Below are 25,350 nucleotides of genomic sequence, written 5' to 3'. Positions count from 1 at the left end.
GTTTTTGTGATTTTTTTAATTTTTTTATTTACTGGTAAATCAATATAGATAAAAAAGCAGAAGCTAGTCTCTAACTTCTGCTTTCTCTCTTATGCTTGATATCGTTTTACACCATCTAGGTAGGTTGCTACCAATTCCAAATCTTTATCTAGTACGATAAAGTCTGCGTCGTAGCCTTCACGGATTTGGCCACAGACATCATCAATGTGAACAGATTTTGCTGGGTTGAGGCTGGCCATCATGACTGCTTCATGTGGATTTGCAATACCCCATTCGACCACATTCTTCAAACCGTCCTTGAGTTTGAGGATAGAACCTGCCAAATTGCCTGTAGATTTAAGGCGAGCAGTTCCATTGGCAACCACTACTGGGAATTCTCCCAACATGTAGTCACCATCTTCCAAGCCACCAGCTGTCATACAGTCTGTGATAAGGGCAATATTTTCAGTTCCCTTTTGTTTGATAAGAATTTCGCAGGCCTTTGGATCTACGTGATGACCGTCACAGATCAACTCTGCATAGGTATGTGGCAATTGATACATAGCTCCAACCATCCCTAGTTCACGGTGAGTCAAACCACGCATTCCATTGTAGGCATGTACCCAAACGCTCGCCCCAGCATCAACTGCCTTTTTAGCTTCATCAAATGTTGCATCTGAGTGACCAAGGGAAACCGTCACACCTTCGCCCGTAACTGTACGAACAAAGTCTTCTACACCTTCACGTTCTGGCGCAAGGGCAATTTTATTCAGCAAGCCATTAGCTGCTTTTTGCCAAGCACGAAACTCATCCATACGAGGATCTTTCATGTAGGCAGGATTTTGAGCTCCCTTGTATTTCTCTGTGAAATAAGGCCCTTCAAAATAAATTCCACGAATTTTCGCTCCACTTGCTTCTTGGTAACGAGCACCAATATTTTCTGTTACTGCAAGTAATTGTTCATAAGAGGAAGTCAAGGTTGTTGGTAAGAAGCTGGTCACTCCCATACTGAGGAGTCCTTCACTCATGGTATGAAGGGTACCTTCGATGTTATTATCCATGACATCCACACCTCCAAATCCATGAATGTGGGTATCCACAAGTCCTGGAGCAATGCTATAACCTGTATAGTCAATAACCTCAGCTCCTTCAGGAATCTGCTCTACATGTTTCCCAAACTTGCCGTCCACATGTTCCAAGTAACCACCACGGCGAACTCCATGTGGGTAGAAAAACTGATCCGCTTTAATATAATTAGGCATAATGTTAACCTCCTTAAAAGATTGATTCCAAAATTTATTATGTCAATTACATTATAAACCTTTCTTTTTTATTTGTAAATGGTATAGACCTATTTTCTGGAGATATTTTAAAAGAGCTGGATTTTTCCAACTCTTCTCTTTTTAATACAAGTTATTTTGATTTAACTGGTTTATCTTGAGCTGTCTGCAAAGCTGTAGCAATGGTATCTGCATACAATTTTGCTCCTGCTTCGATAGTGCTACTCTCACTTCCAAAATGGACTTGGTCCGTTCCTGCCCAGATTTCTGGATGTTCCTTAGCAACTTGATTCCAATCAGCAACCGTGACATAAGGTGTCTTCTCTGCTAATTCTCTCATATAGGCAGCAGCCTTCTCAACAATTGCTGAAGTCTCTTTTGTCTTATCTCCCTCATAAGGAGTCACTAAAATCATATGATGGCCCTTAGGAAGATTTTTCACGATACTGTCCCAATCGTCCTTGTAATTTTCAGGATTATTTACCCCAGTTGCAATGACCACCATCTTAGGTAAAAATTTATTCTGGCTATTGTTTAGCATGATTTCATTTGCAGTCTTGGTTGTTCTACTAACTTGCGCATTAATCTGTGCTCCAGGAAGGGCTGTCTGCAGAGCTGTATTGGCCCTTAGAGCCACCGAGTCACCAATTAACATAGTGCCATCAGCAATTCCTAAACTATCAGCTTCTGCTCGTTCTGCCATCACCTTGGTCTGGCCAAGATTGGTTGCAGCTTGCTTCAAGCCATTGACAGTTAAATCTGTCTCAAAAGCTCCAACTTGTGGAGCCAACAAGGTCACCGTGCAGACAATGATGGTCAAGATTCCTGTACTTGTTGCAAGAATTGCGTGAATATAAGGCAGGGGACGAAGAGTTTGTAAAACAGGTGTGTTCTTTCCTGCAATCCAAGGTTCCAACACATAAAATGATAGGCTAGCAAAGCCATAAGAACAAATCAAAGTCAGTAACACAGCAAAAAGATTTGATGTCAACTGTGAGAAAATGATATAGAAAGGCCAATGGAAGAGATAAACTGCATAGCTAGTATCCGCTAAAAAGCTGATAATCTTTGGTTCCTGCATATTAGGAGTCTTTTCATGTAAGACACGCGCTGCCAATATCATAGCAAGAGCTGCAAGACTGGCAAGCAAGAAGCCTATAAGATAGGCAAAAAGATAAGTGAATTTGACAAAGAAGGTCAAAATGAGTAAGAAGCTAAAACCTCCTCCAAAAACTAAAAGAGTCTTGCGTAAATCCCAGATTTTATCCAACTGCTTGACGAGGGAAGTCGTCTGACGAACGCCTACAATCGTTGCTAGAATACTTCCCAAAAAGAATGGATAGACATGAGTTAAACTGGAGAAATAAACAGAGGAATAAGAGGTTACTAGAAAACTACCAATAAACATGGAGAAGAAACTAATCAAGAAGGCAGCAGCTGATAAGAGAAAGACCATCCCTCTCAACTGACCATTTGATCTGGACTGCTTAGATAAGAACCAAACTGCCAGTCCCCATAGAATATAGTAGTGAACCTCAACAGCCAAACTCCAGTTATGAACAAATAAATGAGGAATGAACTGAGATTCATAACTCCCACCTGTTAACATTTCATAGAAGTTGGTCATAAAACCAAGGACACCAGCAATCTGACCACCAATTCCAGCCACATAATCTTGGCGAACCAAGAAAGTAAAAGGCATGGTTACCAAGACCATCAAAACCACAGGTGGCACAATCCGATAAAAGCGTCTCCTAAAAAATCCAACCAAATCAATCTCATGATTTTTAGAAAATTCTTCGATGAGTAGAGCCGTAATCAGGAAGCCTGAAAACGTGAAAAAGACATCTACCCCGAAAAATCCTCCAGGAAAGATGGTCTGAAAGAAATGATACAAGAGTACCAGGAGTAAACCTGTAATCCTAATCAAGGAAAACCATTTAATGCGCATACGAGTTTATTCTTCCTTTCGTTATACACTTTATTCTATCAAAAAAAGAAGAAAAATCCTAAGAGAAAACTTAGGATTTTTAGCTTATATCAACTCCATTTTAGAAATTACGGCCTGACTTATTATAGCCATATTTTTCAACAAAATACTCACGAAATTCCAAAAGATTGTCATCCATAATGGCTTGTCGCACTTGCTTCATCAGGTTAAGCAAGAAGTAAAGATTGTGGTAGCTAGTCAAGCGGATACCAAAGGTTTCATCAGCCTTGAGCAGGTGACGAAGGTAAGCGCGTGTATAGTTCTTACATGTGTAGCAATCACACTCAGGATCCAGTGGCGTAAAGTCCTCAGCAAACTGAGCATTTTTTACAACCAAACGTCCCTGACTGGTCATACAAGTCCCGTTACGAGCAATTCGAGTCGGCAAGACACAGTCAAACATATCTACACCACGAATCACCCCATCGATCAAGCTATCTGGTGCTCCCACACCCATCAAATAGCGAGGTTTATTTTCAGGAAGCAGTTGGGTTGTAAAGTCCAAAACCGCATTCATCTCTTCGTGGGTTTCTCCCACTGCCAAGCCACCGATAGAGTAGCCTGGGAAATCCATACTGACAAGGTCGTGAGCTGATTGGCGACGCAGGTCTTCAAATCCTGCCCCCTGCACAATCCCAAATAATCCTTGGTCATGTGGACGACGGTGAGCCTTCAAACCACGCTCAGCCCAACGGCTAGTACGCTCGATTGATTTCTTAACGTAGTCATAAGGTTGATAAAACTGTGGACATTCGTCAAAGGACATCATGATGTCTGAGCCCAAATTGTTCTGAATAGAAATTGCTTTTTCTGGCGATAAGAACATCTTAGAACCATTGAGATGGTTTTTAAAGGTTACTCCTTCTTCTGTGATATTACGGCTATCTGCTAGAGAATAAACCTGAAAACCACCACTATCCGTCAAAATTGGCTGGTCCCAATTCATGAACTTGTGGAGACCACCTGCGCGTGCGATGAGTTCATCTCCAGGACGAAGCCAGAGATGATAGGTGTTTGACAGGATGATTCCTGAACCCATCTCCTTTAACTCTTCTGGCGACTGAGTTTTGACAGTAGCTTGAGTCCCAACTGGCATAAACATAGGTGTCGGGAAAGTGCCGTGGGGGGTGATGATTTCGCCCAGACGAGCTCCCGTGTGTTTTTCTTTCTTAATCAAACGATATTTGATTGGTGAATCTGACATTTTTTACCTCCGAAGCTGGGAAAAACAGTCCCAGTTCATACTTTGTGCCCAAGGGCATACTGTATGATTTTATCAAAAAAAGCTGGAACTGTCACGAACTATGGTATAATGAGAGAATGAAATACCCAAAAATTGATTTAAAAACCATTCGTCTGCAGGCCAGACAATTTCAGGCTGAAAATCCCCGCCTCTTTCTCGTCTATCTCTTACCTAGCATGCTGGTCATCTTGTCCGGCTTCCTCAATCCCTTAGATCGCATCAACGAGTCTATTTTAGAGCAATCCTTTTTAAGCGTTCTTGGTCATGTATTCCAAGCCTACCTTTTTCCACTATTAGTCTCCTTTATCGGAACAATTCTCCTGACCAGTTCAGTCTATACAACCCTGAAACTCATCAAGAATCCTGATACAGAACTAACCGTCAAAAATAGTCTCACTCTCTTTAACGAAGAGCACTTTTCACAAACCTTTTTGACCCTCCTCCTCAAACGTTTCTATCTCTTCTTATGGAGCATTCCTAGTTTGCTTGGAATTTATTTCCTTTTTTACAGTAGCTTTCTTGCAAAGAAATTCGTTGCCCTCCACCCTGAGTTTCCCAATCTAGATTTCACGTCAATTGAAACAGAGCGCTTCCTCATGGCCTTTGGTCTTTACGTTCTAGCAAGTATGCTCTTGATGATTATAGGAAATAGTCTCTATATCCCACAATACTATGCCTATTCGCAGGTAGAATTTCTCCTCTGCGACACCCTAGACTTGGGACAAGCCAGACCAGGACAAATCCTTAAAACCAGCCGTTTCCTGATGAAAGGTTACAAGTTTCAGCGCTTTGTCCTAGACTTACAACTCCTTCCTTGGTACTTCCTCAATTGGATTACCTTCGGAATTGCTAGTTTTTCACTCCTACCCTATATTCAAATCAATAAAATAATTTTTTACCGAGCAGTATTGGCTCGAAAACGTCCAAAAGCTTGAAGGATTTCCCCTCAAGCTTTTTTCTATCAATGAGTTTCTCCTCCTACCAACTTGAGGTCCTCATCCCCATATTCGATAATAGCGCCGATTGCCGCTTCTATCCCTCGCCTAATGTCAACTAAACTCATAGCTGGGGTAGTCGGTCTATTCACCACCTGTTCCATCATATAAGGAATATGCATAAAACCTGCCTTAACATGTGGAAATTTCTTTTCTACCAAATAGAGGGCCTGATACATCAAATGATTGCAAACAAAAGTCCCTGCCGTATTGGAAACAGAGGCCGGTAAGCCCACCATTTTTATAGCTTGAACCATTGCTTTAATCGGCAAACTGCTAAAGTAGGCCGAAGCACCGTCTTGGCGAATAGGAAGGTCAATAGGTTGATTGCCTTCATTATCAGGAATGCGTGCATCGTCTTGATTAATGGCCACTCGTTCCGGTGTCAAGCTAGTTCGTCCACCTGCTTGACCAATACAAAGGACAAAGTCAGGTTGATAACAGTTCATCTCTTCTTCCAATACTTGGGCCGATTTATGAAAAACTGTCGGTACTTCTAGCCAACGGACCTCCGCACCATGGATTTCAGCTGGTAAACCTTTAATAGCCTCCAAGGCTGGATTAACCTTTTCCCCTCCAAAGGGCTCAAAACCTGTCACTAATACTTTCATTTCCAACTCCTTACAAACGATTCCATGAGATTCTTTTCTTAAAAACAAGTATAACATATTTCCCTTATTCTGGAGTTGAAAAGGACTAGCGAGGCTAGGATTGGTCTCTGATACTCAATAAAAATCAAAGAGCAAACTAGGAAGCTAGCCACAGGCTGTACTTGAGTACGGCAAGGCGACGCTGACATGGTTTGAAGAGATTTTCAAAGAGTATGAGTTTATTTAAAGAGTAAAATACTAATCAAGGCCAAAATAGCTGGACCACCTTGCTTCAAAATAATTTTCTTATCTGCTGTAAGAGAGCCATAAGCCGCAGCACCAATCACAAACAAGACAAAAATAGTCACAATTTCTAAATTCTGTGAGAAATAAATCCCATACAAGAGAAAGACTCCTAGCAAAGCATTATAAATCCCTTGATTTTTAAACAATGAACTTACTGACGGACGAGCCAGTTCTTCCTTGTCCATGTTAAAGACACGACTGGTTGCATCTGATTGCGTTGCAATACTTTCCAAATAAAAAATGTAAAAATGCTCTAAAGCAACAATCGTTGCTAGAATGATTGTAATAATTGACATCTATTTCTCCTTAAATTTCTATATTTTCAATACCCAAAACCAATTTATTTAATAAACGGCTGAGTTCTGTTCTCTCAGACTCTGTTAAGATACTTTCCATCGCTTCCTTAACCTTGATATGTTGCAGAGGGGGATTCACCACTAACTGCTCCTTGGCATACTTCGTAGCCTCTACCAACACTTCTCGCTGATTTTCAGGATTACGATGACGCTCCACCAAACCTTCCTTTTCCAAAATCTTGAAATGCCGTGTCAAAGCAGCCTGATCAATTTTCAAACGCTCCTGAACTGCTATTTGATTACAAGGGGAATGCTTCAACAAAAATAATAAAATCTGATACCGTGTCAAACTAATCCCAAGTCTTTTTTCAAACAATTGCGTACTCGCTTGCTCAGACAAGCGGAGTTGATACAGTAAATCTTGAATCTCTAGCATTTCTTCCTCTTTTCTATTGATTTATCAATAGTTGACTAATCAATTATATTATAAAGTAAAATAGATTGCAAGAGTTATGCTTCAATAATTACAAAATGCTAACTTTCCATTCCCCACTCAAATTAACAAAGAAAAACGAACGAGACTCGTTTCCTATCACGAAAGCTAGATCTCATTCGTCAAAATGATATTACCAAGTCTGATTTATCCATTCATTGAAACGTGAACGTGGTCATAGTGGTTTTCTGTCACGCTACCACGGTCTGGCATTGGATTCCAAGTATTAGCTGGTCCATATTTGCTATCGAATGGAGCATAGAAACGTTGTTTCCAGATGATGTAACTAATACCACGACTGGCCATATTTTGAATAGCGTATTCCGCAATCTTATCCCCTAGTTCTGAGCCTTCTGGTACCATAAAGTCGATAGCCAAACCTTTTCCATGATCTCCACTGTCCCCTGGACGGTAACCACTAAAGGATGTGATACCAAACAAGTTAGCAATTTCTTCTTTAAAGGCAGCCGTTTGTGGTTGAAGGCCTGCATTTTCAGATTTTGCTACTGCAAGTCCAGCATAATCAGGCGCAGCTGGAGCCGCGTAAATTGTTGAAACTGTTTTCGTCTCTTCTGATTGATAAGTAGAAACTGCTGGTGTAGCTTCACTTGATGATTCTTCTGAACTTGTTGCAGTTGGTTCCGTTGCTTTTTCTTCTACTGGAGTTGTAGTTGCTTCCACTGTTGAAGCAGCTTGTGGGTTTGCTTGAGTTTCCTCTTTCTCAGCTGGAGTCGTTGCCTGAGGGGCTGCTTCTTCAACTGGACTGGTTGTTTCGACTGTTTGCTCCGCTGACGTAGAAGAGTCTGTAGATGGTGCCACTTCTTCTGCAGCAGTCACCGTCTCTGCAACTTCTGAACTTGATACTACTTCTTTTGTGCTTGTAGTTTCTATCGCTTTTGGAGCTTCTGCAATTGGTTGAGAAAGGTCTGCAACCTGAACAGTTTGATCATCAACGGTTACTTGATTGGTTGTCAAATCTGCTGTCGCAGTTGTCACTTCTTCACTAGAATCTGCTTGAGGAGTTTGGATTTCAACTTCTGTTACTTCTTCTGCTTCATTGACAGTTGTTGTCAAAACAGTTTCTGGGAAAATCAAGTCCATATTAGTGATTTTATTCAAATTCGCAAGAACTGTGACATCTACACCCAAGGCTTCTGCAATGGTGCTCAAAGTATCACCATACTGAACTGTATAACTTGTTTTGTTGTCCATTTTAGTCAAATCGTTTTGGATTTGCTCAACACTACGGGCAGTCCAAAGAATTTCTTCTGCTTGAGTTGCCAATACTGGAGCAAATGACAAGGCTACTGTTGACGCTAATATTATTCTTTTCTTCATTCTTTCAAATTCCTTTCAAATGAGTACCTGTCTATGATAACACAAAAAATGCAGAAAAAAAGCCCTCCCGGGCCTATTTAACAGAACTGTCTATTCCTTGTAACAAACTCGGTTACTTGAAATAGTTTGTTAGGTCTCTGTCACAAATCTGACACAATCTTCTCGTTACTTGCTCTCAAAAATATGAGGAATATCTGTTAGCGACTGAATCCTGTGATTCCCTTCATAAGACGATTCTAAAAAGTTGATACTTTGAATCCCACTATTCTGGGCGAATTCCACATCCAGAGTCCGGTCCCCTATATAATAAGTCTTGTCAGAATCCAACTGATACTTGTCTAACAGATAGTTAGCCGCTTCTGAATTTGGCTTCCGCGCAAAACCACTCTGACTGGTTAAAATCTCTGTGAAATAGGATTCCAATCCCAAGTCTCTTAGAATGGTAAAAGCATTGTCTCCCTTATGAGTGTAAACAAAGTTCCGAATCCCTACTTGGTCTGCCCAAGCCAACACCTCACGCGCACCTGGCATCAAAACTACCTGGGCATTCTTCTCAGCAAGACTCTGGGCACGCACCTGATTTAGCACTTCCACATCCAGTTTTCTCTCTTCTGCCACCTGCACAAGCAAATCCTGCACAGAAAATTTAAGGATAAACTCTCTCACTTTCTCCTTATCATAAGGAATAGAAAACTGAGCAAAAGTCTCCTCAATCCCTGATAAAATCGCTTCGTAAGAGTCCAATAAAGTCCCATCTAAATCCCATATAAAAGCTGTTTTTTGCATTTCCTATCCTTTCAAGCTCATATAACGCTGGTAGCGGTAGCGTAGAAATAACCAGCGAAAACCATTATCCAAAAGAGTTCCTGCCCAAATACCAGGCAAGCCCCAACCAAGAACAATTCCCATCAGATAGGCTGTCCCAATGCGAATACACCACATTCCTATACTTGTCGCATAAAAGGGAAACCGAGCATTCCCCAAACCCTGCCAAACTGCCGTATAAATAACTGTCCCTGTCGCCATGGGAGTACCAAGTAGTGAAAAAAGTGTCACTAGAACACTAGCCTCAACCGCTAGAGGATCAGTCGTATAGAGATGAGTCAGTGGTATTCTTAAAGCATAGATACTAAAGGTCAAAGGCAACATGAGAAGCAGAGAAAGCCAAAAGGTTTGCTTACTCAAACCAGCTACTCTTTTCCAATCATCCTCCCCAACTGCTCGGGCTACCAACATAACCGTTGCCGTAGCAACGCCAAAGGCTGGCATGTAGTTAAACTGGGTCAAGACTTCTCCGACCGCATTTCCAGCCACTGCCTCCGTCCCGAAAGAAACAACCAAGGCAATGATAACGACATCTCCAGCCCGCATCATAAGCCGCTCTCCAGCTGCTGGTATTGCCAAAGTCAGTAAATCTTTATCCAGTCCAAAAGTTGGCTTCGCATAAGGCAGTTTTAATTGTGACCACAAAATCACAAGACTAACCAAACGAGACAGAATAGTCCCCCAAGCAACACCCGCTATCCCCATATCAAGGATAAAAATAGCTAGGCTGGAAAAGAGAATATTCAAGGCATTTGACAAGAGACTAACATAAAGAGGCAGACGTGGATTATGCGTTGCACGAATCAAGGCTCCCAGACTAGTCATTAAACCTAAGAGAACAATCGATCCGCCTACCAAAGATAGGTAGAGTCCACCACTCTCAGCTACATCTCTCTCCGTCCCCAAAAGTCCTATCATCTCTTTCCCAGCGAAGATGGACAAAAATCCTAAAAGGAAACTTAATAGTAAGGTAATCTTCAATGCCTCAGTCACATGATAGGCTAGCATAGATTGATCCTTCTGCCCCAAATTTTTTGAAATAACACTGGAAATAGCAGCTCCCAGAGCGATGAAAATCGCCTGATAAATCGTGATAATATTGCCAGCTACTGATACACCCGAAATAGCTATCAAGCCCAAGTGGGCTACTAAGTAACTATCCACCATCCCCATGAGCATCTGCAAAAAATTTTCGCCCATAGCTGGCAAGGCAATATTAAGAATGTCTTTATTTTTCTTAAACAATCCTTCCTCCTGATGAAAAGAAACTCAGTTGGTTTCCCAACCGAGTTTACTCCCTCTGTCTTAAAGTCCTAGATAAGCCTCAACCGCTGCTTGCATATCAGCAGCTGCCACTGTTGTCTTGTGACGAACAGGAGCTGTTTCAAGGCCATCAACTGCTGGCGGCACTGCGACTCCTGAGATTTCATGTAATTGAGCCAAGGCTTCAAAGTCAGTAAAACCAACTTTCCCTGTTACCGCTTCTACTGTAACTACTGGGAACTTGTATGGACTAGCTGTTGAAGCAATCACTGTCTTAGTCGCATCGCCAGTAGCCGCTTGGTATTTCTTATAAACTGCTGAGGCAACCGCCGTATGTGGATCCTCGATATAAGAATCTGACTCATAAACACGCTTGATTTCTGCCGCTGTTTCTTCCTCAGTCGCATATTCAGCTGCAAAGAGGTCCAGAATATCTGTATCAAAGTCTGTCAACTCATATTGACCTTGCGTGTTCAAGGCATTCATAAGTTCAGCTGTCTTAACTGCATCATTCCCCAAAAGATGGAAAATCAAGCGCTCCAAGTTTGAAGATACCAAAATATCCATAGATGGACTAGTTGTTACCTTAAACTCACGCTTCTTGTCATAAACCCGTGTCTTGAAGAAGTCTGTCAAAACATTGTTGTCATTTGAAGCACAGATTAATTTGCCAACTGGTAGACCAATTTGCTTAGCATAAAAGGCAGCCAAGATATTTCCAAAGTTTCCTGTTGGTACTGTGAAGTTGACCTTATCACCAACTACAATTTCACCAGTCTTAACCAACTGAGCGTAAGCATAAACATAATAAACAATCTGTGGCACCAAACGACCAATGTTCATAGAGTTAGCTGATGAAAATTGCAACTTGTTTGCCGCTAATTTTTCACGAAGGGCCACATCGTTAAACATATGTTTGACGTTAGTTTGCGCATCGTCAAAGTTACCATCAATAGCAATAACATGAGTATTGTCGCCAGTCTGAGTGGTCATTTGCAACTCTTGAACCTTGCTGACACCATCCTTTGGATAAAAGACGATAATCTCAGTACCAGGGACATCTGCAAATCCTGCCATAGCAGCTTTCCCCGTGTCGCCAGATGTCGCTGTCAAGATGACAATCTTATCCTCCAAACCATGTTTCTTAGCAGCAGTCTTCATAAAGTATGGCAAGATAGACAAGGCCATATCCTTAAAGGCAATCGTTGAACCATGGAAAAGTTCCAAGTTATATTGTCCGTCTAATTTCACTAATGGCGCGATAGCTGAAGTATCAAATTTGCTATCATAGGCATTGTTGATACAGTAGTCCAACTCCTCAGCTGTAAAGTCATCTAAAAATGCTGACAAAACTAGCTTAGCAACTTCCTGGTAAGAAGCATCTTTCAATTTGTCAAAGTCCAAATCTACCTTTGGATAAGTAAGCGGTGTAAACAAACCACCATCCGTCGCCAAACCTTGCAAAATAGCTTGGCTGGCAGTTACTGTATTGTTGGTATCACGCGTTGATTGATAAACTAATGTCATTTCTCTCTATCCTTTATCTATAGTCTCTTCCATTATATCATGATTTTTCAGAAAATTCTCCCTTTATAAGAAAAATTATAGGCCCAATTCTTCTTTCAAAGGCTGTAAGTAGGTCATTTCTTGCTTATTTCTCATCTTCAGTCCTTCCTCAGCTAGCAGGAGTAAGTCTTTGGAAATTTCAATAATCGCAGTTTCTTCCTCATCTGTAAGCTTCTTCTTAGAAAATTGCCGTCTTAAAAACTTATAATTTCGCCCAAATTCTTTAAAGAAAGGTGCTGTTTCTAAGTAAGCTTCTAACTTGTCTAAATTAACTAATAATCCCAAGTGAAAGGCAGCAGAAGCAAAAGTCCTATCAAGCGACTGAGTACACACACTACGAAACTCAACCGTTCCTCGAGTCGTTAAGTCCTGATACTGATAACTACGATGAGTTTCAAAATCCTTCTCTTGAGGGTAAATAAGAACCTCATCTCCATTCAGGGCAAATGCCTGGATTTCAGGTGTAGATAAATAGTCCCCAGTCCGAATGGGATAAAAATAATAGGTGTGTCCATCGCGTTCCGCAGTAAAAATTGCAGAATGATCGAGATAGTCAAAAAAATCATCCTCATCTTTAAAGAGACTAGAATTGACACCGACATTTTCTGGATAGATACCATGCATAGATTCTTCCCAGAAAATATCCCTTGCAATTTTCGTATCCCAATCCTCACCTGAAAACTCAGAATTAGCAAATAAATACGCCTTAGCCCCTTCAATTTGAGTAAAAGTATTAATCACCCGTAAGTAGTTAGATTTTGAAACATCAAGCTGAACCTGACTCCCACAGATAAAAGCACCATACTCAGGGAAATGATGCAAGTCTGATTCAGTCACATTGCAACTCAAATTCAAATAATCCATCAACATCTGATAACGTGGATAAGCAACTGGACAATTCTCATTTTTATCCCAGTTAGGATGAATTCCACAGCCAACAATAGCATGATTGGATTCGCCTAATTTTCTCTGAATTACATCCATATAATTATTAAAACGATTCTCTACCTCTTGAATTTCTTTAACCTTACCAAATGCAAACTCAATCGTTGTATAGGAAACTTCAAACAAAATAGCATCCTGACTTATCGGATCTACTAACTGGATAGAATTGCCAAAATCATCTACCTTTTCTACAGTGAAATCCAAAGCAGAAACTAAATATCGGAATAAGTGTTTGATAACTTCAATATCTGTAGTATCACCTTCTAAATTTGCAACAGGATACTCCAACTCAATTCCAACAAACAATTCAGGATTTTCTTTAATATTTTTCAAATACCGATGCTTTAATAAATCGATAGAACGAGACATACTTCCCTACACTTTCATAATAAATTTTAAATAACTATTATTATACCAAAAATAATACAAAAAGGAACGAAGATTTATCAACGTTCCTTAACTCTATACTATACCGGCGGCCGGGGTCGAACCGGCACGTCCTTGCGGACACTGGATTTTGAGTCTAATATTATTAGTTTTAAATCTCAGAAATATTGATTTTATAAGCTTTTTTTCCATAATATTTTTTAAAACTTAGTATCACTTCCAAAGTTTAGATACTTTTTAGTAACTATAAAATGCTAGAAAGTATACTCCTTATTAAAAAGAGTTTTGGACTAGTTTTGTGCAATTTTATTACCCATATCCGTAATAAGAGAGGCTAAATTAATTGCCTTTAATGATTGTAGAAATTGGTTGTGAATATCATTAGACACATAACCAGCTAGCAAAATATGCTCAGCCATGTCATATTGCTTAATCAAGAGAATCTTATCATGTTTTTCATTAAATAAAATCGCACTAATTGCTGTATTAAAGACTGGAAAACGAAAACTCGCACATTGTGAACAATAAGGAATATCTCCCTCATCTTTTAAAAATTTTTTCTCCAAAGGATGCCCACATTCGGGACAACAAGTCATTGTTTTGTCAAATATAGAAACCTCTTTTTTAAAGTTCTTAAAAGTAATTTTACCAGTAAAATCGAGACCACGCAAGACATTGAAATAAATCAAGACTTTTTTTAAAATTTATCTTATGATATAATAAACTTATCAGCTATTGGTTCTGAAAAAGTGTCTGCCACAGTTTTACTACAAATTCTCATGACTTGTGCCAAGATTTATAAAAAACGGATAGCTATAATAGCTCTTAGAGCAAAAACATGACATATAGGAGGTTAAAGACATGTCATACTTTTATCTTTTTATCGCCATTGTAGGAGAGATATTGGGAACTAACCTTTTGAAATTATCAGACGGTTTTACAAAGCCTATTCCAACCGTTTCTGCCCTACTTAGCTATGGCGTTTGTTTCTATTTCCTCTCACTAGCAATGCAAAAAATTCCTTTAGGAATAGCTTATGCAACATGGTCAGCTGTCGGTTTAGTTTTGACAGCCTCTATCGCAGTAATGATTTTCAAAGAAACACTAAATGTTTATAGCATTATCGGTTTAATTTTGATTATCATTGGTGTTGTCATGGTTAACTTATTAGGAAATGCAGGACATTAATAAAACCGGCTCTATACTATTTGTAGTGGGTAAATCCCCTATGGATATTATGGAGCCTATTTTGTTGTAGAAAAAAAGTTCCATAAGAACTATAATGAAAAGCTAGAATTCTGTCAATATTTTGGACACATTTTGGGAGGGAATTTTGAAGACTAGCGTCCTCCTAATTTTCCCAATAAGTTTTAACTTCTTCAAAAATCTTATTCAAAAGTTCTGCATCTTTTTCTGACAACTGATTTTTTTCTATAACTCTATCTTTTAGTTCTGTTGCCTTTATTTTATTTCTTGCCACCGAAACTGCTATTGAATGTTTCAAAATATCAAACTCATCCTTTGAAAAGTTTGCAATATTGGTAAGATCTAATTGTTCTAGAGGTAAACTACTGATAATTGAATAAGGTTTTTGTCCCAGCAAATAATCTGTAGTAGTCCCAAAGATATTTGCTAATTTCACAACGAATTCTAATCCTGGTTCTAACGTTCCATTCTCCCACCGAGAATATGTCCCTTGTTGAACTCCAATTAATTCCGATATTTGTACTTGAGTTAACTTTTTTGATTTTCTGAGAGTTTTTAACCTCTCTGAAAATTTATAATCCTCTGTATACATAATTCTCCTATAGATATTCTTATTCGTATATTTTAGCTTGACAAAATATTCTAAACGGTATAAAATAGAATTATTCCATAAGGAATATTTATTTTGAGATTGAATATTCCATTGAGAATATTATAGCATAAAAGGAGGTAAAAGCGTATGTAACTAGTAGTCGATTTAAAAAATTTTAATAAAGGAGGTAGGATTCGACAAAATAAAAAATCTTGAAACAAATGTGCCGTTCGTTCCAAGATCAAAACATATTATGTAACAATTATACCACAGAAAACTCTTCAGTTGCACAAGAAAATTTCGGAGGTTTCACAAAAAGATGACCAATAAAGAGTTAGTCAATCAAATTTCTGGCCTAAACTCTACCTCTACTCTTAAAAATTGGATTCAACTGATTAGAGAGATAAGTGGCAAGGAATTTAAGAAAATTAAAATTCCTATCAGTAGAAATCCAAGAACTCATCAATTAAGTTATACAGTTGCCTATGACTTTACAGACGAAGACCTTAGACAATTTCAAAAGTTAGCTAACCTAAAACTTGAAATAGGTCTCAAAGAGGCTATACAAGCCGTATTTGGGAGTCTAGCAGATAATGAGCAAGAATCCCTAAACCAAGTAATAGATGAGCTCTACGATGAACTGAGCGCCTTGAAACAGGAATTTAAACGAGAAATACGACTGATAAAAATTGAGAATTCCAACCTAAAAAAGAAAATCCAAGATATTGAAGAGTCGATGCAAACCGGCTTACTAGGGTTTGTTAACAAGAGGTCAAAAAATAGGTTCGGCTAATAGCGAGTTTTCGGCTGAGCCATGAGGCAGAAAGCCGAAAATGAGCGTAGATGCGGACGGACCATTTTTGACCGATAGGGTGTGTAGTAACACCACCCTCTGCAAGTTAGGTGTACCATCGAAAGAATTCAGTATTTCCAAGGGTTTCGGAGATTTTAAGGGTGGCAAAATTAAGCAAAAAGTTGAATCAAAATCTATGGCAAAAAATGAACATTTACGTTCTGTATTTGACTGGATTCAAATTCAGTTTGATAAGACTGAATTTTCGCCAAGAGAAATAATCGAAGACATTCTATTTCTTGACTATGACCTATTTATTGAGAATAAAGGGAGCCTTAAATACTATAACTATGATAGCCAGCTTCATTATGGGAATATCCGTATCTACTATGGAGCGAAAGAGTCGTCCTACATGCTTGTCATGTCAGGACAGGCACTCGAGTTCTATAGAGATATGGTATTAGATCCAAATAGTCTGTCCGAAAGACAGTTTTTGAACAACCTCTACTACAATTACAATCATTTTTCAGTAAGACGAATTGATATTGCAATAGATGATTTTAATGAAACACCCTATTTCACTCCTAATCAGCTTCTAAAGATTTGTCAGAAGAAACGCTTTATATATGGAAAAAGCACCTACTACAATACCTACGGAGATGAAACAATCGGCCAGACCTTATATTTGAGAAAACCCAATGATGACGAAAGACTTAGAATTTACGATAAACGCTTAGAACGAGCTGAGAAGCTCGGTATCAGCAAGCGGTATATAGAAAATTGGATAAGAACTGAGTTAGAACTTAGGAAAGAAAAAGCTCACTACTTCATTCAAGAATGGTTGCATTCAGAAATAGATCTTCTCAACTTTACCAAGGGATATCTCAAAGAAAAAGTGAGGTTCTATAGTGATAGCTATTTCTCAAAACCTTTGAGATCTTGGGAAAAGTTTTTAGGCCATTCAAAACCCGTCTCTATCATTATTTCAAAATCAAAAACAGAACTAGAACAAAAATTAGAATGGTTTACCTATAAAGGTTCAGGAGCTATTCTAAAAGCGTATAAATTTCTATACGACAATAACTTACTGCATGAGTATGAGAAAGCTAACTATCTCGCACTCAACAATATGGAATATCCACCAGATTTAGCAAGTGGATTAATAGAAAGAGCAATACTCTTTAAACGAGAGGATTTGATCCCTACAATCAAAGAAAATATTAAAAGGAGAAATTAACTATGGCAAAAATGCTTTCACAAAATGACTGGAATTTTAATAACATTGGAACAAAATTTGAATTGGATGAAGTCATTCCAAAATTTGAAACGGAAGTCCGAGCAGATGCAAACGGAGAAATTATCAAAAACCGAGATGGTAGCGAAAGACGTTTTAATACCGATAAAATCATTGGTTGGAAATACAATGTAACAATCAAGGATGGACAATTCAAAAAGAAATCAACCCAAGTCTCAGTAGACAATCCAGATGCCTTGGTTGATAATGACTATATCCAAGCAATGGATGAAGTACCAGTTACATTTGACAATTTACAAGCTACTATGATTAGCACGACAATGTATTACAAGGCTGATGCTATCCATTTAGTAGATGTAAAACAAAAATAAGTAAAATACAAGGGGAGTTAATCCTCCCCTTAGTTAATCTAATTAGAAAAGGAGATCACATGATTAAAACTGTAACAAAAGATGACCTTATCGAACTTGGATTTGCTCCAGGAACTGCAAGAAAGATTATCCATACCGGCAAATTACTATTAGTGAATCGTGGTTTTAACATCTACGATAACAAAAGGATTGGTACAATTCCAGCCAGTGTCGCAGAAGAACTATTAGGAATTGAACTCCAGAAAGAAGCGTAGCTTATGGCTTTACGTAAAAGTAGAGACGGAACTTGGATTGTTGATGTTTCCAATGGTATAAATCCAATATCTCTAAAACAACGTAGAATTGTAAGAAAAGGATTCAAAACTAAAAAAGAAGCATTGGAGGCCGAACAATACTTACGAAGTGTCGAACTTAAAGAAAAAAGTTTCAACTCAAAAATATCAATTGATATCCTTTATGATCTCTTAAAAGAAGAGGATAGAATAAACAACAGAAAACAAAGCTATATAGATACACAAGAAAACAACTATAACAGGCATATAAAAAACTATTTTGAAAAAGTTGATGATGTAGCTAAATTAACTTATGAAGATATCTATCAATTCAGAGAACATCTAAGAGATAAAAATACTCAAAACTCAGAAAAGAAGCTAAGTCCAAACACTATTAATAAAATTATAATTTTACTAAAGAAAATTCTGGATGTTGGATTAAGAAAGGGATTTTACAAGGAACATCCCGTAGGATTACTGAAAAAATTACCCATAGAAAAAGTAAAATTAAATTTCTGGACAGTAAAAGAATTTAAGCATTTCTTAACACTATTTAGCAACGATGAATACAATATAAAATTACTATTCACAGTTCTATTTTTTACTGGTCTAAGACTCGGAGAAGCTCTTGCTCTAACGTGGAAGGACATAGAGTTTTCTACAAATACAATCCATGTAAGTAAATCAATATACGTTAAAAAAGGTGAAGAACACATTAGTAGTACAAAGACAAAAGCTGGAACCCGAAGAATCATCATGAACACCAAACTAGTGGAGACACTAGAAGAATGGAGGCAAACACAGCATGAAAGATTAAAAGAATTTACAACCAACCTAGATGATCTACAGATATTTCAAAATAGCCCGATTACGATAACTAAGGATTCAATCGAAAAACAATATAAAAAAATATTACAAAGAGATAGTTCTTTAAAAAAAATAAGAATTCATGACTTCAGGCATTCACATGCTTCCCTACTAATAAACCAAGGAGAAGATTATCTTGTCGTAAAAGAAAGATTAGGACATGCTTCTATAACTACAACAATAGATACATACTCTCATTTGTATCCAAGCAAGCAACAAAAATTAGCGGATAAATTAGATGATTTGTTATAAAACTAGTAATTTTAAGTAACTCAGCGTTACAAATTCAACAAATAAAAGAAAAAGACAAGGTCCGAAAACCTTGTCTTTAATACTATACCGGCGGCCGGGGTCGAACCGGCACGTCCTTGCGGACACTGGATTTTGAGTCCAGCGCGTCTGCCAATTCCGCCACGCCGGCAAATAGTAACTGGGGTAGCTGGATTCGAACCAACGCATGAGGGAGTCAAAGTCCCTTGCCTTACCGCTTGGCTATACCCCAATAATATAAAATAGGCGAGTGATGGGGATCGAACCCACGCATGCCAGAGCCACAATCTGGTGTGTTAACCACTTCACCACACCCGCCATAATTCTATTAACACGGGCAGTAGGAATTGAACCCACACTGAAGGTTTTGGAGACCTTAGTTCTACCTTTAAACTATGCCCGTAAAATGGAAGGGGAGGGATTCGAACCCCCGAACCCGAAGGAGCGGATTTACAGTCCGCCGCGTTTAGCCTCTTCGCTACCCTTCCAAAATATATAAATGGCGCGAGACGGAATCGAACCGCCGACACATGGAGCTTCAATCCATTGCTCTACCAACTGAGCTACCGAGCCTTATTGCGGGAGCAGGATTTGAACCTACGACCTTCGGGTTATGAGCCCGACGAGCTACCGAGCTGCTCCATCCCGCGTTAATAAAAAAGGAGGATGTGGGATTCGAACCCACGCACGCTTTTACACGCCTGACGGTTTTCAAGACCGTTCCCTTCAGCCGGACTTGGGTAATCCTCCAAAATAGTTTATACGGGAATAAACCCGTGTCCTCTTAGTGAAAAGATAATATTTCAATCCTCTAATAATGGACTAAACACTATGGGCACGAGTGGACTCGAACCACCGACCTCACGCTTATCAGGCGTGCGCTCTAACCACCTGAGCTACGCGCCCAAGTTAAAAACTTGGTACAAAGAACAAAGTTCAAAGCGGGTGACGAGAATCGAACTCGCGACAACAGCTTGGAAGGCTGTAGTTTTACCACTAAACTACACCCGCTAAAATGGGAGTTAACGGGATCGAACCGCTGACCCTCTGCTTGTAAGGCAGATGCTCTCCCAGCTGAGCTAAACTCCCTAGAGCTAAGCGACTTCCATATCTCACAGGGGGCAACCCCCAACTACTTCCGGCGTTCTAGGGCTTAACTTCTGTGTTCGGCATGGGTACAGGTGTATCTCCTAGGCTATCGTCACTTAACTCTGAGTAATACCTACTCAAAATTGAATATCTATTCAAATCAAGAAAACCTTGCGCTTTCATATTCTCAGTTACTTTGGATAAGTCCTCGAGCTATTAGTATTAGTCCGCTACATGTGTCGCCACACTTCCACTTCTAACCTATCTACCTGATCATCTCTCAGGGCTCTTACTGATATAAAATCATGGGAAATCTCATCTTGAGGTGGGTTTCACACTTAGATGCTTTCAGCGTTTATCCCTTCCCTACATAGCTACCCAGCGATGCCTTTGGCAAGACAACTGGTACACCAGCGGTAAGTCCACTCTGGTCCTCTCGTACTAGGAGCAGATCCTCTCAAATTTCCTACGCCCGCGACGGATAGGGACCGAACTGTCTCACGACGTTCTGAACCCAGCTCGCGTGCCGCTTTAATGGGCGAACAGCCCAACCCTTGGGACCGACTACAGCCCCAGGATGCGACGAGCCGACATCGAGGTGCCAAACCTCCCCGTCGATGTGAACTCTTGGGGGAGATAAGCCTGTTATCCCCAGGGTAGCTTTTATCCGTTGAGCGATGGCCCTTCCATACGGAACCACCGGATCACTAAGCCCGACTTTCGTCCCTGCTCGAGTTGTAGCTCTCGCAGTCAAGCTCCCTTATACCTTTACACTCTGCGAATGATTTCCAACCATTCTGAGGGAACCTTTGGGCGCCTCCGTTACCTTTTAGGAGGCGACCGCCCCAGTCAAACTGCCCGTCAGACACTGTCTCCGATAGGGATCACCTATCCGGGTTAGAGTGGCCATAACACAAGGGTAGTATCCCAACAACGTCTCCTTCGAAACTGGCGTCCCGATCTCATAGACTCCTACCTATCCTGTACATGTGGTACAGACACTCAATATCAAACTGCAGTAAAGCTCCATGGGGTCTTTCCGTCCTGTCGCGGGTAACCTGCATCTTCACAGGTACTAAAATTTCACCGAGTCTCTCGTTGAGACAGTGCCCAAATCATTACGCCTTTCGTGCGGGTCGGAACTTACCCGACAAGGAATTTCGCTACCTTAGGACCGTTATAGTTACGGCCGCCGTTTACTGGGGCTTCAATTCATACCTTCGCTTACGCTAAGCACTCCTCTTAACCTTCCAGCACCGGGCAGGCGTCACCCCCTATACATCATCTTACGATTTAGCAGAGAGCTGTGTTTTTGATAAACAGTTGCTTGGGCCTATTCACTGCGGCTGACGTAAAGTCAGCACCCCTTCTCCCGAAGTTACGGGGTCATTTTGCCGAGTTCCTTAACGAGAGTTCTCTCGCTCACCTGAGGCTACTCGCCTCGACTACCTGTGTCGGTTTGCGGTACGGGTAGAGTATGTTTAAACGCTAGAAGCTTTTCTTGGCAGTGTGACGTCACTAACTTCGCTACTAAACTTCGCTCCCCATCACAGCTCAATGTTACAGATATAAGCATTTGACTCATATCACACCTCACTGCTTAGACAGACACTTCCAATCGTCTGCTTTAGTTAGCCTACTGCGTCCCTCCATCACTACATACTCTAGTACAGGAATATCAACCTGTTGTCCATCGGATACACCTTTCGGTCTCTCCTTAGGTCCCGACTAACCCAGGGCGGACGAGCCTTCCCCTGGAAACCTTAGTCTTACGGTGGACAGGATTCTCACCTGTCTTTCGCTACTCATACCGGCATTCTCACTTCTATGCGTTCCAGCACTCCTCACGGTACACCTTCTTCACACATAGAACGCTCTCCTACCATACCTATAAAGGTATCCACAGCTTCGGTAAATTGTTTTAGCCCCGGTACATTTTCGGCGCAGGGTCACTCGACTAGTGAGCTATTACGCACTCTTTGAATGAATAGCTGCTTCTAAGCTAACATCCTAGTTGTCTGTGCAACCCCACATCCTTTTCCACTTAACAATTATTTTGGGACCTTAGCTGGTGGTCTGGGCTGTTTCCCTTTCGACTACGGATCTTAGCACTCGCAGTCTGACTGCCGACCATAATTCATTGGCATTCGGAGTTTATCTGAGATTGGTAATCCGGGATGGACCCCTCACCCAAACAGTGCTCTACCTCCAAGAATCTTAATGTCGACGCTAGCCCTAAAGCTATTTCGGAGAGAACCAGCTATCTCCAAGTTCGTTTGGAATTTCTCCGCTACCCACAAGTCATCCAAGCACTTTTCAACGTGCCCTGGTTCGGTCCTCCAGTGCGTCTTACCGCACCTTCAACCTGCTCATGGGTAGGTCACATGGTTTCGGGTCTACGTCATGATACTAATTCGCCCTATTCAGACTCGGTTTCCCTACGGCTCCGTCTCTTCAACTTAACCTCGCATCATAACGTAACTCGCCGGTTCATTCTACAAAAGGCACGCTCTCACCCATTAACGGGCTCGAACTTGTTGTAGGCACACGGTTTCAGGTTCTATTTCACTCCCCTCCCGGGGTGCTTTTCACCTTTCCCTCACGGTACTGGTTCACTATCGGTCACTAGGGAGTATTTAGGGTTGGGAGATGGTCCTCCCAGATTCCGACGGGATTTCACGTGTCCCGCCGTACTCAGGATACTGCTAGGTACAAAGACTATTTTAAATACGAGGCTATTACTCTCTTTGGCTGATCTTCCCAAATCATTCTTCTATAATCTTTGAGTCCACATTGCAGTCCTACAACCCCGAAGAGTAAACTCTTCGGTTTGCCCTTCTGCCGTTTCGCTCGCCGCTACTAAGGCAATCGCTTTTGCTTTCTCTTCCTGCAGCTACTTAGATGTTTCAGTTCACTGCGTCTTCCTCCTCATATCCTTAACAGATATGGGTAACAGGTAGTACCTGTCGGGTTCCCCCATTCGGAAATCCCTGGATCATCGCTTACTTACAGCTACCCAAGGCATATCGTCGTTTGTCACGTCCTTCTTCGGCTCCTAGTGCCAAGGCATCCACCGTGCGCCCTTATTAACTTAACCTTATTTTCTGACCTTTCAGTCATAAACTCTTATTAATACTACAGCGTTTTCGGTTTATTTTCTTGTTACTATTTGATATAGATATTCAATTTTCAATGTGCATTACTTGGTGATCTCTCACCAATGGAGCCTAGCGGGATCGAACCGCTGACCTCCTGCGTGCAAAGCAGGCGCTCTCCCAGCTGAGCTAAGGCCCCACAAGACCTCTCAAGACTAAACAAGACCAATGCGCAGTTCCTTATCCTTAGAAAGGAGGTGATCCAGCCGCACCTTCCGATACGGCTACCTTGTTACGACTTCACCCCAATCATCTATCCCACCTTAGGCGGCTGGCTCCTTACGGTTACCTCACCGACTTCGGGTGTTACAAACTCTCGTGGTGTGACGGGCGGTGTGTACAAGGCCCGGGAACGTATTCACCGCGGCGTGCTGATCCGCGATTACTAGCGATTCCGACTTCATGTAGGCGAGTTGCAGCCTACAATCCGAACTGAGACTGGCTTTAAGAGATTAGCTTGCCGTCACCGGCTTGCGACTCGTTGTACCAGCCATTGTAGCACGTGTGTAGCCCAGGTCATAAGGGGCATGATGATTTGACGTCATCCCCACCTTCCTCCGGTTTATTACCGGCAGTCTCGCTAGAGTGCCCAACTAAATGATGGCAACTAACAATAGGGGTTGCGCTCGTTGCGGGACTTAACCCAACATCTCACGACACGAGCTGACGACAACCATGCACCACCTGTCACCTCTGTCCCGAAGGAAAACTCTATCTCTAGAGCGGTCAGAGGGATGTCAAGACCTGGTAAGGTTCTTCGCGTTGCTTCGAATTAAACCACATGCTCCACCGCTTGTGCGGGCCCCCGTCAATTCCTTTGAGTTTCAACCTTGCGGTCGTACTCCCCAGGCGGAGTGCTTAATGCGTTAGCTGCGGCACTAAACCCCGGAAAGGGTCTAACACCTAGCACTCATCGTTTACGGCGTGGACTACCAGGGTATCTAATCCTGTTTGCTCCCCACGCTTTCGAGCCTCAGCGTCAGTTACAAGCCAGAGAGCCGCTTTCGCCACCGGTGTTCCTCCATATATCTACGCATTTCACCGCTACACATGGAATTCCACTCTCCCCTCTTGCACTCAAGTTAAACAGTTTCCAAAGCGTACTATGGTTAAGCCACAGCCTTTAACTTCAGACTTATCTAACCGCCTGCGCTCGCTTTACGCCCAATAAATCCGGACAACGCTCGGGACCTACGTATTACCGCGGCTGCTGGCACGTAGTTAGCCGTCCCTTTCTGGTAAGATACCGTCACAGTGTGAACTTTCCACTCTCACACTCGTTCTTCTCTTACAACAGAGCTTTACGATCCGAAAACCTTCTTCACTCACGCGGCGTTGCTCGGTCAGACTTCCGTCCATTGCCGAAGATTCCCTACTGCTGCCTCCCGTAGGAGTCTGGGCCGTGTCTCAGTCCCAGTGTGGCCGATCACCCTCTCAGGTCGGCTATGTATCGTCGCCTTGGTGAGCCGTTACCCCACCAACTAGCTAATACAACGCAGGTCCATCTGGTAGTGATGCAATTGCACCTTTCAAGCAAATGTCATGCAACATCTACTATTATGCGGTATTAGCTATCGTTTCCAATAGTTATCCCCCGCTACCAGGCAGGTTACCTACGCGTTACTCACCCGTTCGCAACTCATCCAGAAGAGCAAGCTCTCCCTTCAGCGTTCTACTTGCATGTATTAGGCACGCCGCCAGCGTTCGTCCTGAGCCAGGATCAAACTCTCATTAAAAGTTTGAGCTCTCACTCATTTCTGTCACTGACAGATTTATTGTTTTTTCATTGTTCAGTACTACAACCTTAGTTGTAGTGCCCTGCACATTGGTTCGTCTTGTTCAGTTTTCAAAGGTCTTTGTCACTCACTTCTCTCAAGTGACAACTATATTAGTATATCACAGTCGCTTTCGCTTGTCAACACTTTTTTGAAACTTTTTTAAGTTTTTTTAAAACTTTTTTCATCAAGTGTTCCATCTGCAACAT

General features: G+C 41.2%; 20 protein-coding genes, 12 tRNA genes and 3 rRNA genes. 7 read left to right on the top strand and 28 right to left on the bottom strand.

Going from position 1 to position 25,350, the window contains the following annotated elements:
* Positions 1-89: 89 nt before the first annotated feature.
* The 3 genes from AXK38_01155 to tgt all read right to left on the bottom strand — a co-directional run bounded on the left by AXK38_01155 (position 90) and on the right by tgt (position 4,453).
* A complete protein-coding gene (locus AXK38_01155) occupies positions 90-1,241 on the bottom strand; it encodes an N-acetylglucosamine-6-phosphate deacetylase (protein ID AMH87984.1) in 1,152 nt (383 codons plus the stop codon).
* Positions 1,242-1,392: 151 nt separating this feature from the next.
* Positions 1,393-3,210 (bottom strand): acyltransferase, encoded by a 1,818-nt coding sequence (locus AXK38_01150; GenBank protein ID AMH87983.1) that lies wholly within the window; start codon positions 3,208-3,210, stop codon positions 1,393-1,395.
* Between the two features lie 100 nt (positions 3,211-3,310).
* On the bottom strand, positions 3,311-4,453 hold the full coding sequence (gene tgt / locus AXK38_01145; protein AMH87982.1) for a tRNA guanosine(34) transglycosylase Tgt: 1,143 nt from the start codon (positions 4,451-4,453) through the stop codon (positions 3,311-3,313).
* 116 nt (positions 4,454-4,569) lie between these two features.
* Here tgt and AXK38_01140 point away from each other — a divergent pair, with 116 nt between their 5' ends.
* Complete coding sequence (locus AXK38_01140) at positions 4,570-5,427, top strand: beta-carotene 15,15'-monooxygenase (protein ID AMH87981.1); 858 nt, start codon at positions 4,570-4,572, stop codon at positions 5,425-5,427.
* A gap of 26 nt (positions 5,428-5,453) precedes the next feature.
* Here AXK38_01140 and AXK38_01135 read toward each other — a convergent pair whose 3' ends face one another.
* From AXK38_01135 to AXK38_01095, 9 genes are all read right to left on the bottom strand, one after another.
* Positions 5,454-6,098: a pyrrolidone-carboxylate peptidase gene (locus AXK38_01135; GenBank protein ID AMH87980.1), complete on the bottom strand. Its 645-nt coding sequence runs from the start codon at positions 6,096-6,098 to the stop codon at positions 5,454-5,456.
* Between the two features lie 218 nt (positions 6,099-6,316).
* Positions 6,317-6,679: a hypothetical protein gene (locus AXK38_01130; protein ID AMH87979.1), complete on the bottom strand. Its 363-nt coding sequence runs from the start codon at positions 6,677-6,679 to the stop codon at positions 6,317-6,319.
* 10 nt (positions 6,680-6,689) lie between these two features.
* The gene (locus tag AXK38_01125; GenBank protein ID AMH87978.1) at positions 6,690-7,115 is read right to left on the bottom strand and encodes a MarR family transcriptional regulator; all 426 of its coding nucleotides are present in this window, start codon (positions 7,113-7,115) and stop codon (positions 6,690-6,692) included.
* Positions 7,116-7,319: 204 nt separating this feature from the next.
* Positions 7,320-8,510 carry a peptidoglycan-binding protein LysM gene (locus AXK38_01120; GenBank protein AMH87977.1) on the bottom strand — a complete coding sequence of 397 codons (1,191 nt, stop codon included), beginning with the start codon at positions 8,508-8,510 and terminating at the stop codon, positions 7,320-7,322.
* Positions 8,511-8,675: 165 nt separating this feature from the next.
* A complete protein-coding gene (locus tag AXK38_01115) occupies positions 8,676-9,296 on the bottom strand; it encodes an HAD family hydrolase (protein AMH87976.1) in 621 nt (206 codons plus the stop codon).
* A 3-nt stretch (positions 9,297-9,299) separates the two neighbouring features.
* Entirely contained in the window at positions 9,300-10,580 is a 1,281-nt protein-coding gene (locus AXK38_01110) for an MATE family efflux transporter (protein ID AMH87975.1), read from the bottom strand.
* Positions 10,581-10,640: 60 nt separating this feature from the next.
* Positions 10,641-12,125: a threonine synthase gene (locus tag AXK38_01105; GenBank protein AMH87974.1), complete on the bottom strand. Its 1,485-nt coding sequence runs from the start codon at positions 12,123-12,125 to the stop codon at positions 10,641-10,643.
* Between the two features lie 75 nt (positions 12,126-12,200).
* Positions 12,201-13,478, bottom strand: a complete 1,278-nt coding sequence (locus tag AXK38_01100) for a gamma-glutamylcysteine synthetase (GenBank protein ID AMH87973.1) — start codon at positions 13,476-13,478, stop codon at positions 12,201-12,203.
* Between the two features lie 308 nt (positions 13,479-13,786).
* Positions 13,787-14,185: an NAD(+) diphosphatase gene (locus AXK38_01095; protein AMH87972.1), complete on the bottom strand. Its 399-nt coding sequence runs from the start codon at positions 14,183-14,185 to the stop codon at positions 13,787-13,789.
* A gap of 172 nt (positions 14,186-14,357) precedes the next feature.
* Here AXK38_01095 and AXK38_01090 point away from each other — a divergent pair, with 172 nt between their 5' ends.
* Positions 14,358-14,684: a multidrug transporter gene (locus tag AXK38_01090; protein ID AMH87971.1), complete on the top strand. Its 327-nt coding sequence runs from the start codon at positions 14,358-14,360 to the stop codon at positions 14,682-14,684.
* A 163-nt stretch (positions 14,685-14,847) separates the two neighbouring features.
* Here the strand turns inward: AXK38_01090 and AXK38_01085 are convergent, their stop codons facing one another.
* On the bottom strand, positions 14,848-15,294 hold the full coding sequence (locus AXK38_01085; protein AMH87970.1) for a Cro/Cl family transcriptional regulator: 447 nt from the start codon (positions 15,292-15,294) through the stop codon (positions 14,848-14,850).
* Between the two features lie 319 nt (positions 15,295-15,613).
* On the opposite strand from AXK38_01085, the gene AXK38_01080 reads away from it, so the two are divergent.
* From AXK38_01080 to AXK38_01060, 5 genes are read left to right on the top strand one after another with little or no spacing between them, the layout of a single operon-like run.
* The gene (locus AXK38_01080; GenBank protein ID AMH87969.1) at positions 15,614-16,087 is read left to right on the top strand and encodes a hypothetical protein; all 474 of its coding nucleotides are present in this window, start codon (positions 15,614-15,616) and stop codon (positions 16,085-16,087) included.
* Between the two features lie 40 nt (positions 16,088-16,127).
* Positions 16,128-17,324, top strand: coding sequence for a replication initiation protein (locus AXK38_01075; GenBank protein AMH87968.1), 1,197 nt, complete (start codon positions 16,128-16,130; stop codon positions 17,322-17,324).
* A 2-nt stretch (positions 17,325-17,326) separates the two neighbouring features.
* Positions 17,327-17,713, top strand: coding sequence for a hypothetical protein (locus tag AXK38_01070; protein AMH87967.1), 387 nt, complete (start codon positions 17,327-17,329; stop codon positions 17,711-17,713).
* Positions 17,714-17,772: 59 nt separating this feature from the next.
* Complete coding sequence (locus tag AXK38_01065) at positions 17,773-17,967, top strand: hypothetical protein (protein ID AMH87966.1); 195 nt, start codon at positions 17,773-17,775, stop codon at positions 17,965-17,967.
* A 3-nt stretch (positions 17,968-17,970) separates the two neighbouring features.
* Complete coding sequence (locus AXK38_01060; GenBank protein ID AMH87965.1) at positions 17,971-19,104, top strand: integrase; 1,134 nt, start codon at positions 17,971-17,973, stop codon at positions 19,102-19,104.
* 85 nt (positions 19,105-19,189) lie between these two features.
* Here AXK38_01060 and AXK38_01055 read toward each other — a convergent pair.
* From AXK38_01055 to AXK38_00985, 15 genes are all read right to left on the bottom strand, one after another.
* Positions 19,190-19,273: transfer RNA gene (locus AXK38_01055), tRNA-Leu, on the bottom strand.
* 9 nt (positions 19,274-19,282) lie between these two features.
* Positions 19,283-19,354: transfer RNA gene (locus AXK38_01050), tRNA-Gln, on the bottom strand.
* Between the two features lie 13 nt (positions 19,355-19,367).
* Positions 19,368-19,440: transfer RNA gene (locus AXK38_01045), tRNA-His, on the bottom strand.
* Between the two features lie 14 nt (positions 19,441-19,454).
* Positions 19,455-19,525: transfer RNA gene (locus AXK38_01040), tRNA-Trp, on the bottom strand.
* Between the two features lie 4 nt (positions 19,526-19,529).
* Positions 19,530-19,610 (bottom strand) — tRNA-Tyr (locus tag AXK38_01035).
* Positions 19,611-19,622: 12 nt separating this feature from the next.
* Positions 19,623-19,695: transfer RNA gene (locus tag AXK38_01030), tRNA-Phe, on the bottom strand.
* 3 nt (positions 19,696-19,698) lie between these two features.
* Positions 19,699-19,772 (bottom strand) — tRNA-Met (locus AXK38_01025).
* A gap of 10 nt (positions 19,773-19,782) precedes the next feature.
* Positions 19,783-19,872, bottom strand: a tRNA-Ser gene (locus AXK38_01020).
* A gap of 82 nt (positions 19,873-19,954) precedes the next feature.
* Positions 19,955-20,028: transfer RNA gene (locus tag AXK38_01015), tRNA-Ile, on the bottom strand.
* 34 nt (positions 20,029-20,062) lie between these two features.
* Positions 20,063-20,133: transfer RNA gene (locus tag AXK38_01010), tRNA-Gly, on the bottom strand.
* Between the two features lie 5 nt (positions 20,134-20,138).
* A tRNA-Val gene (locus tag AXK38_01005) sits at positions 20,139-20,211 on the bottom strand.
* A 4-nt stretch (positions 20,212-20,215) separates the two neighbouring features.
* Positions 20,216-20,331: ribosomal RNA gene (rrf, locus tag AXK38_01000) — 5S ribosomal RNA — on the bottom strand.
* A 75-nt stretch (positions 20,332-20,406) separates the two neighbouring features.
* A 23S ribosomal RNA gene (locus AXK38_00995) occupies positions 20,407-23,309 on the bottom strand.
* 123 nt (positions 23,310-23,432) lie between these two features.
* A tRNA-Ala gene (locus AXK38_00990) sits at positions 23,433-23,505 on the bottom strand.
* 44 nt (positions 23,506-23,549) lie between these two features.
* Positions 23,550-25,103: ribosomal RNA gene (locus AXK38_00985) — 16S ribosomal RNA — on the bottom strand.
* The 16S, 23S and 5S rRNA genes sit together here with 12 tRNA genes alongside, the layout of an rRNA operon.
* Positions 25,104-25,350 lie beyond the last annotated feature (247 nt).

It is taken from the genome of Streptococcus mitis, from assembly GCA_001560895.1.
Lineage (GTDB): Bacteria > Bacillota > Bacilli > Lactobacillales > Streptococcaceae > Streptococcus > Streptococcus mitis_Q.
Note: the sequence above shows the minus strand (reverse complement) of the source record. Positions and strands in the feature narration are given on the sequence as shown.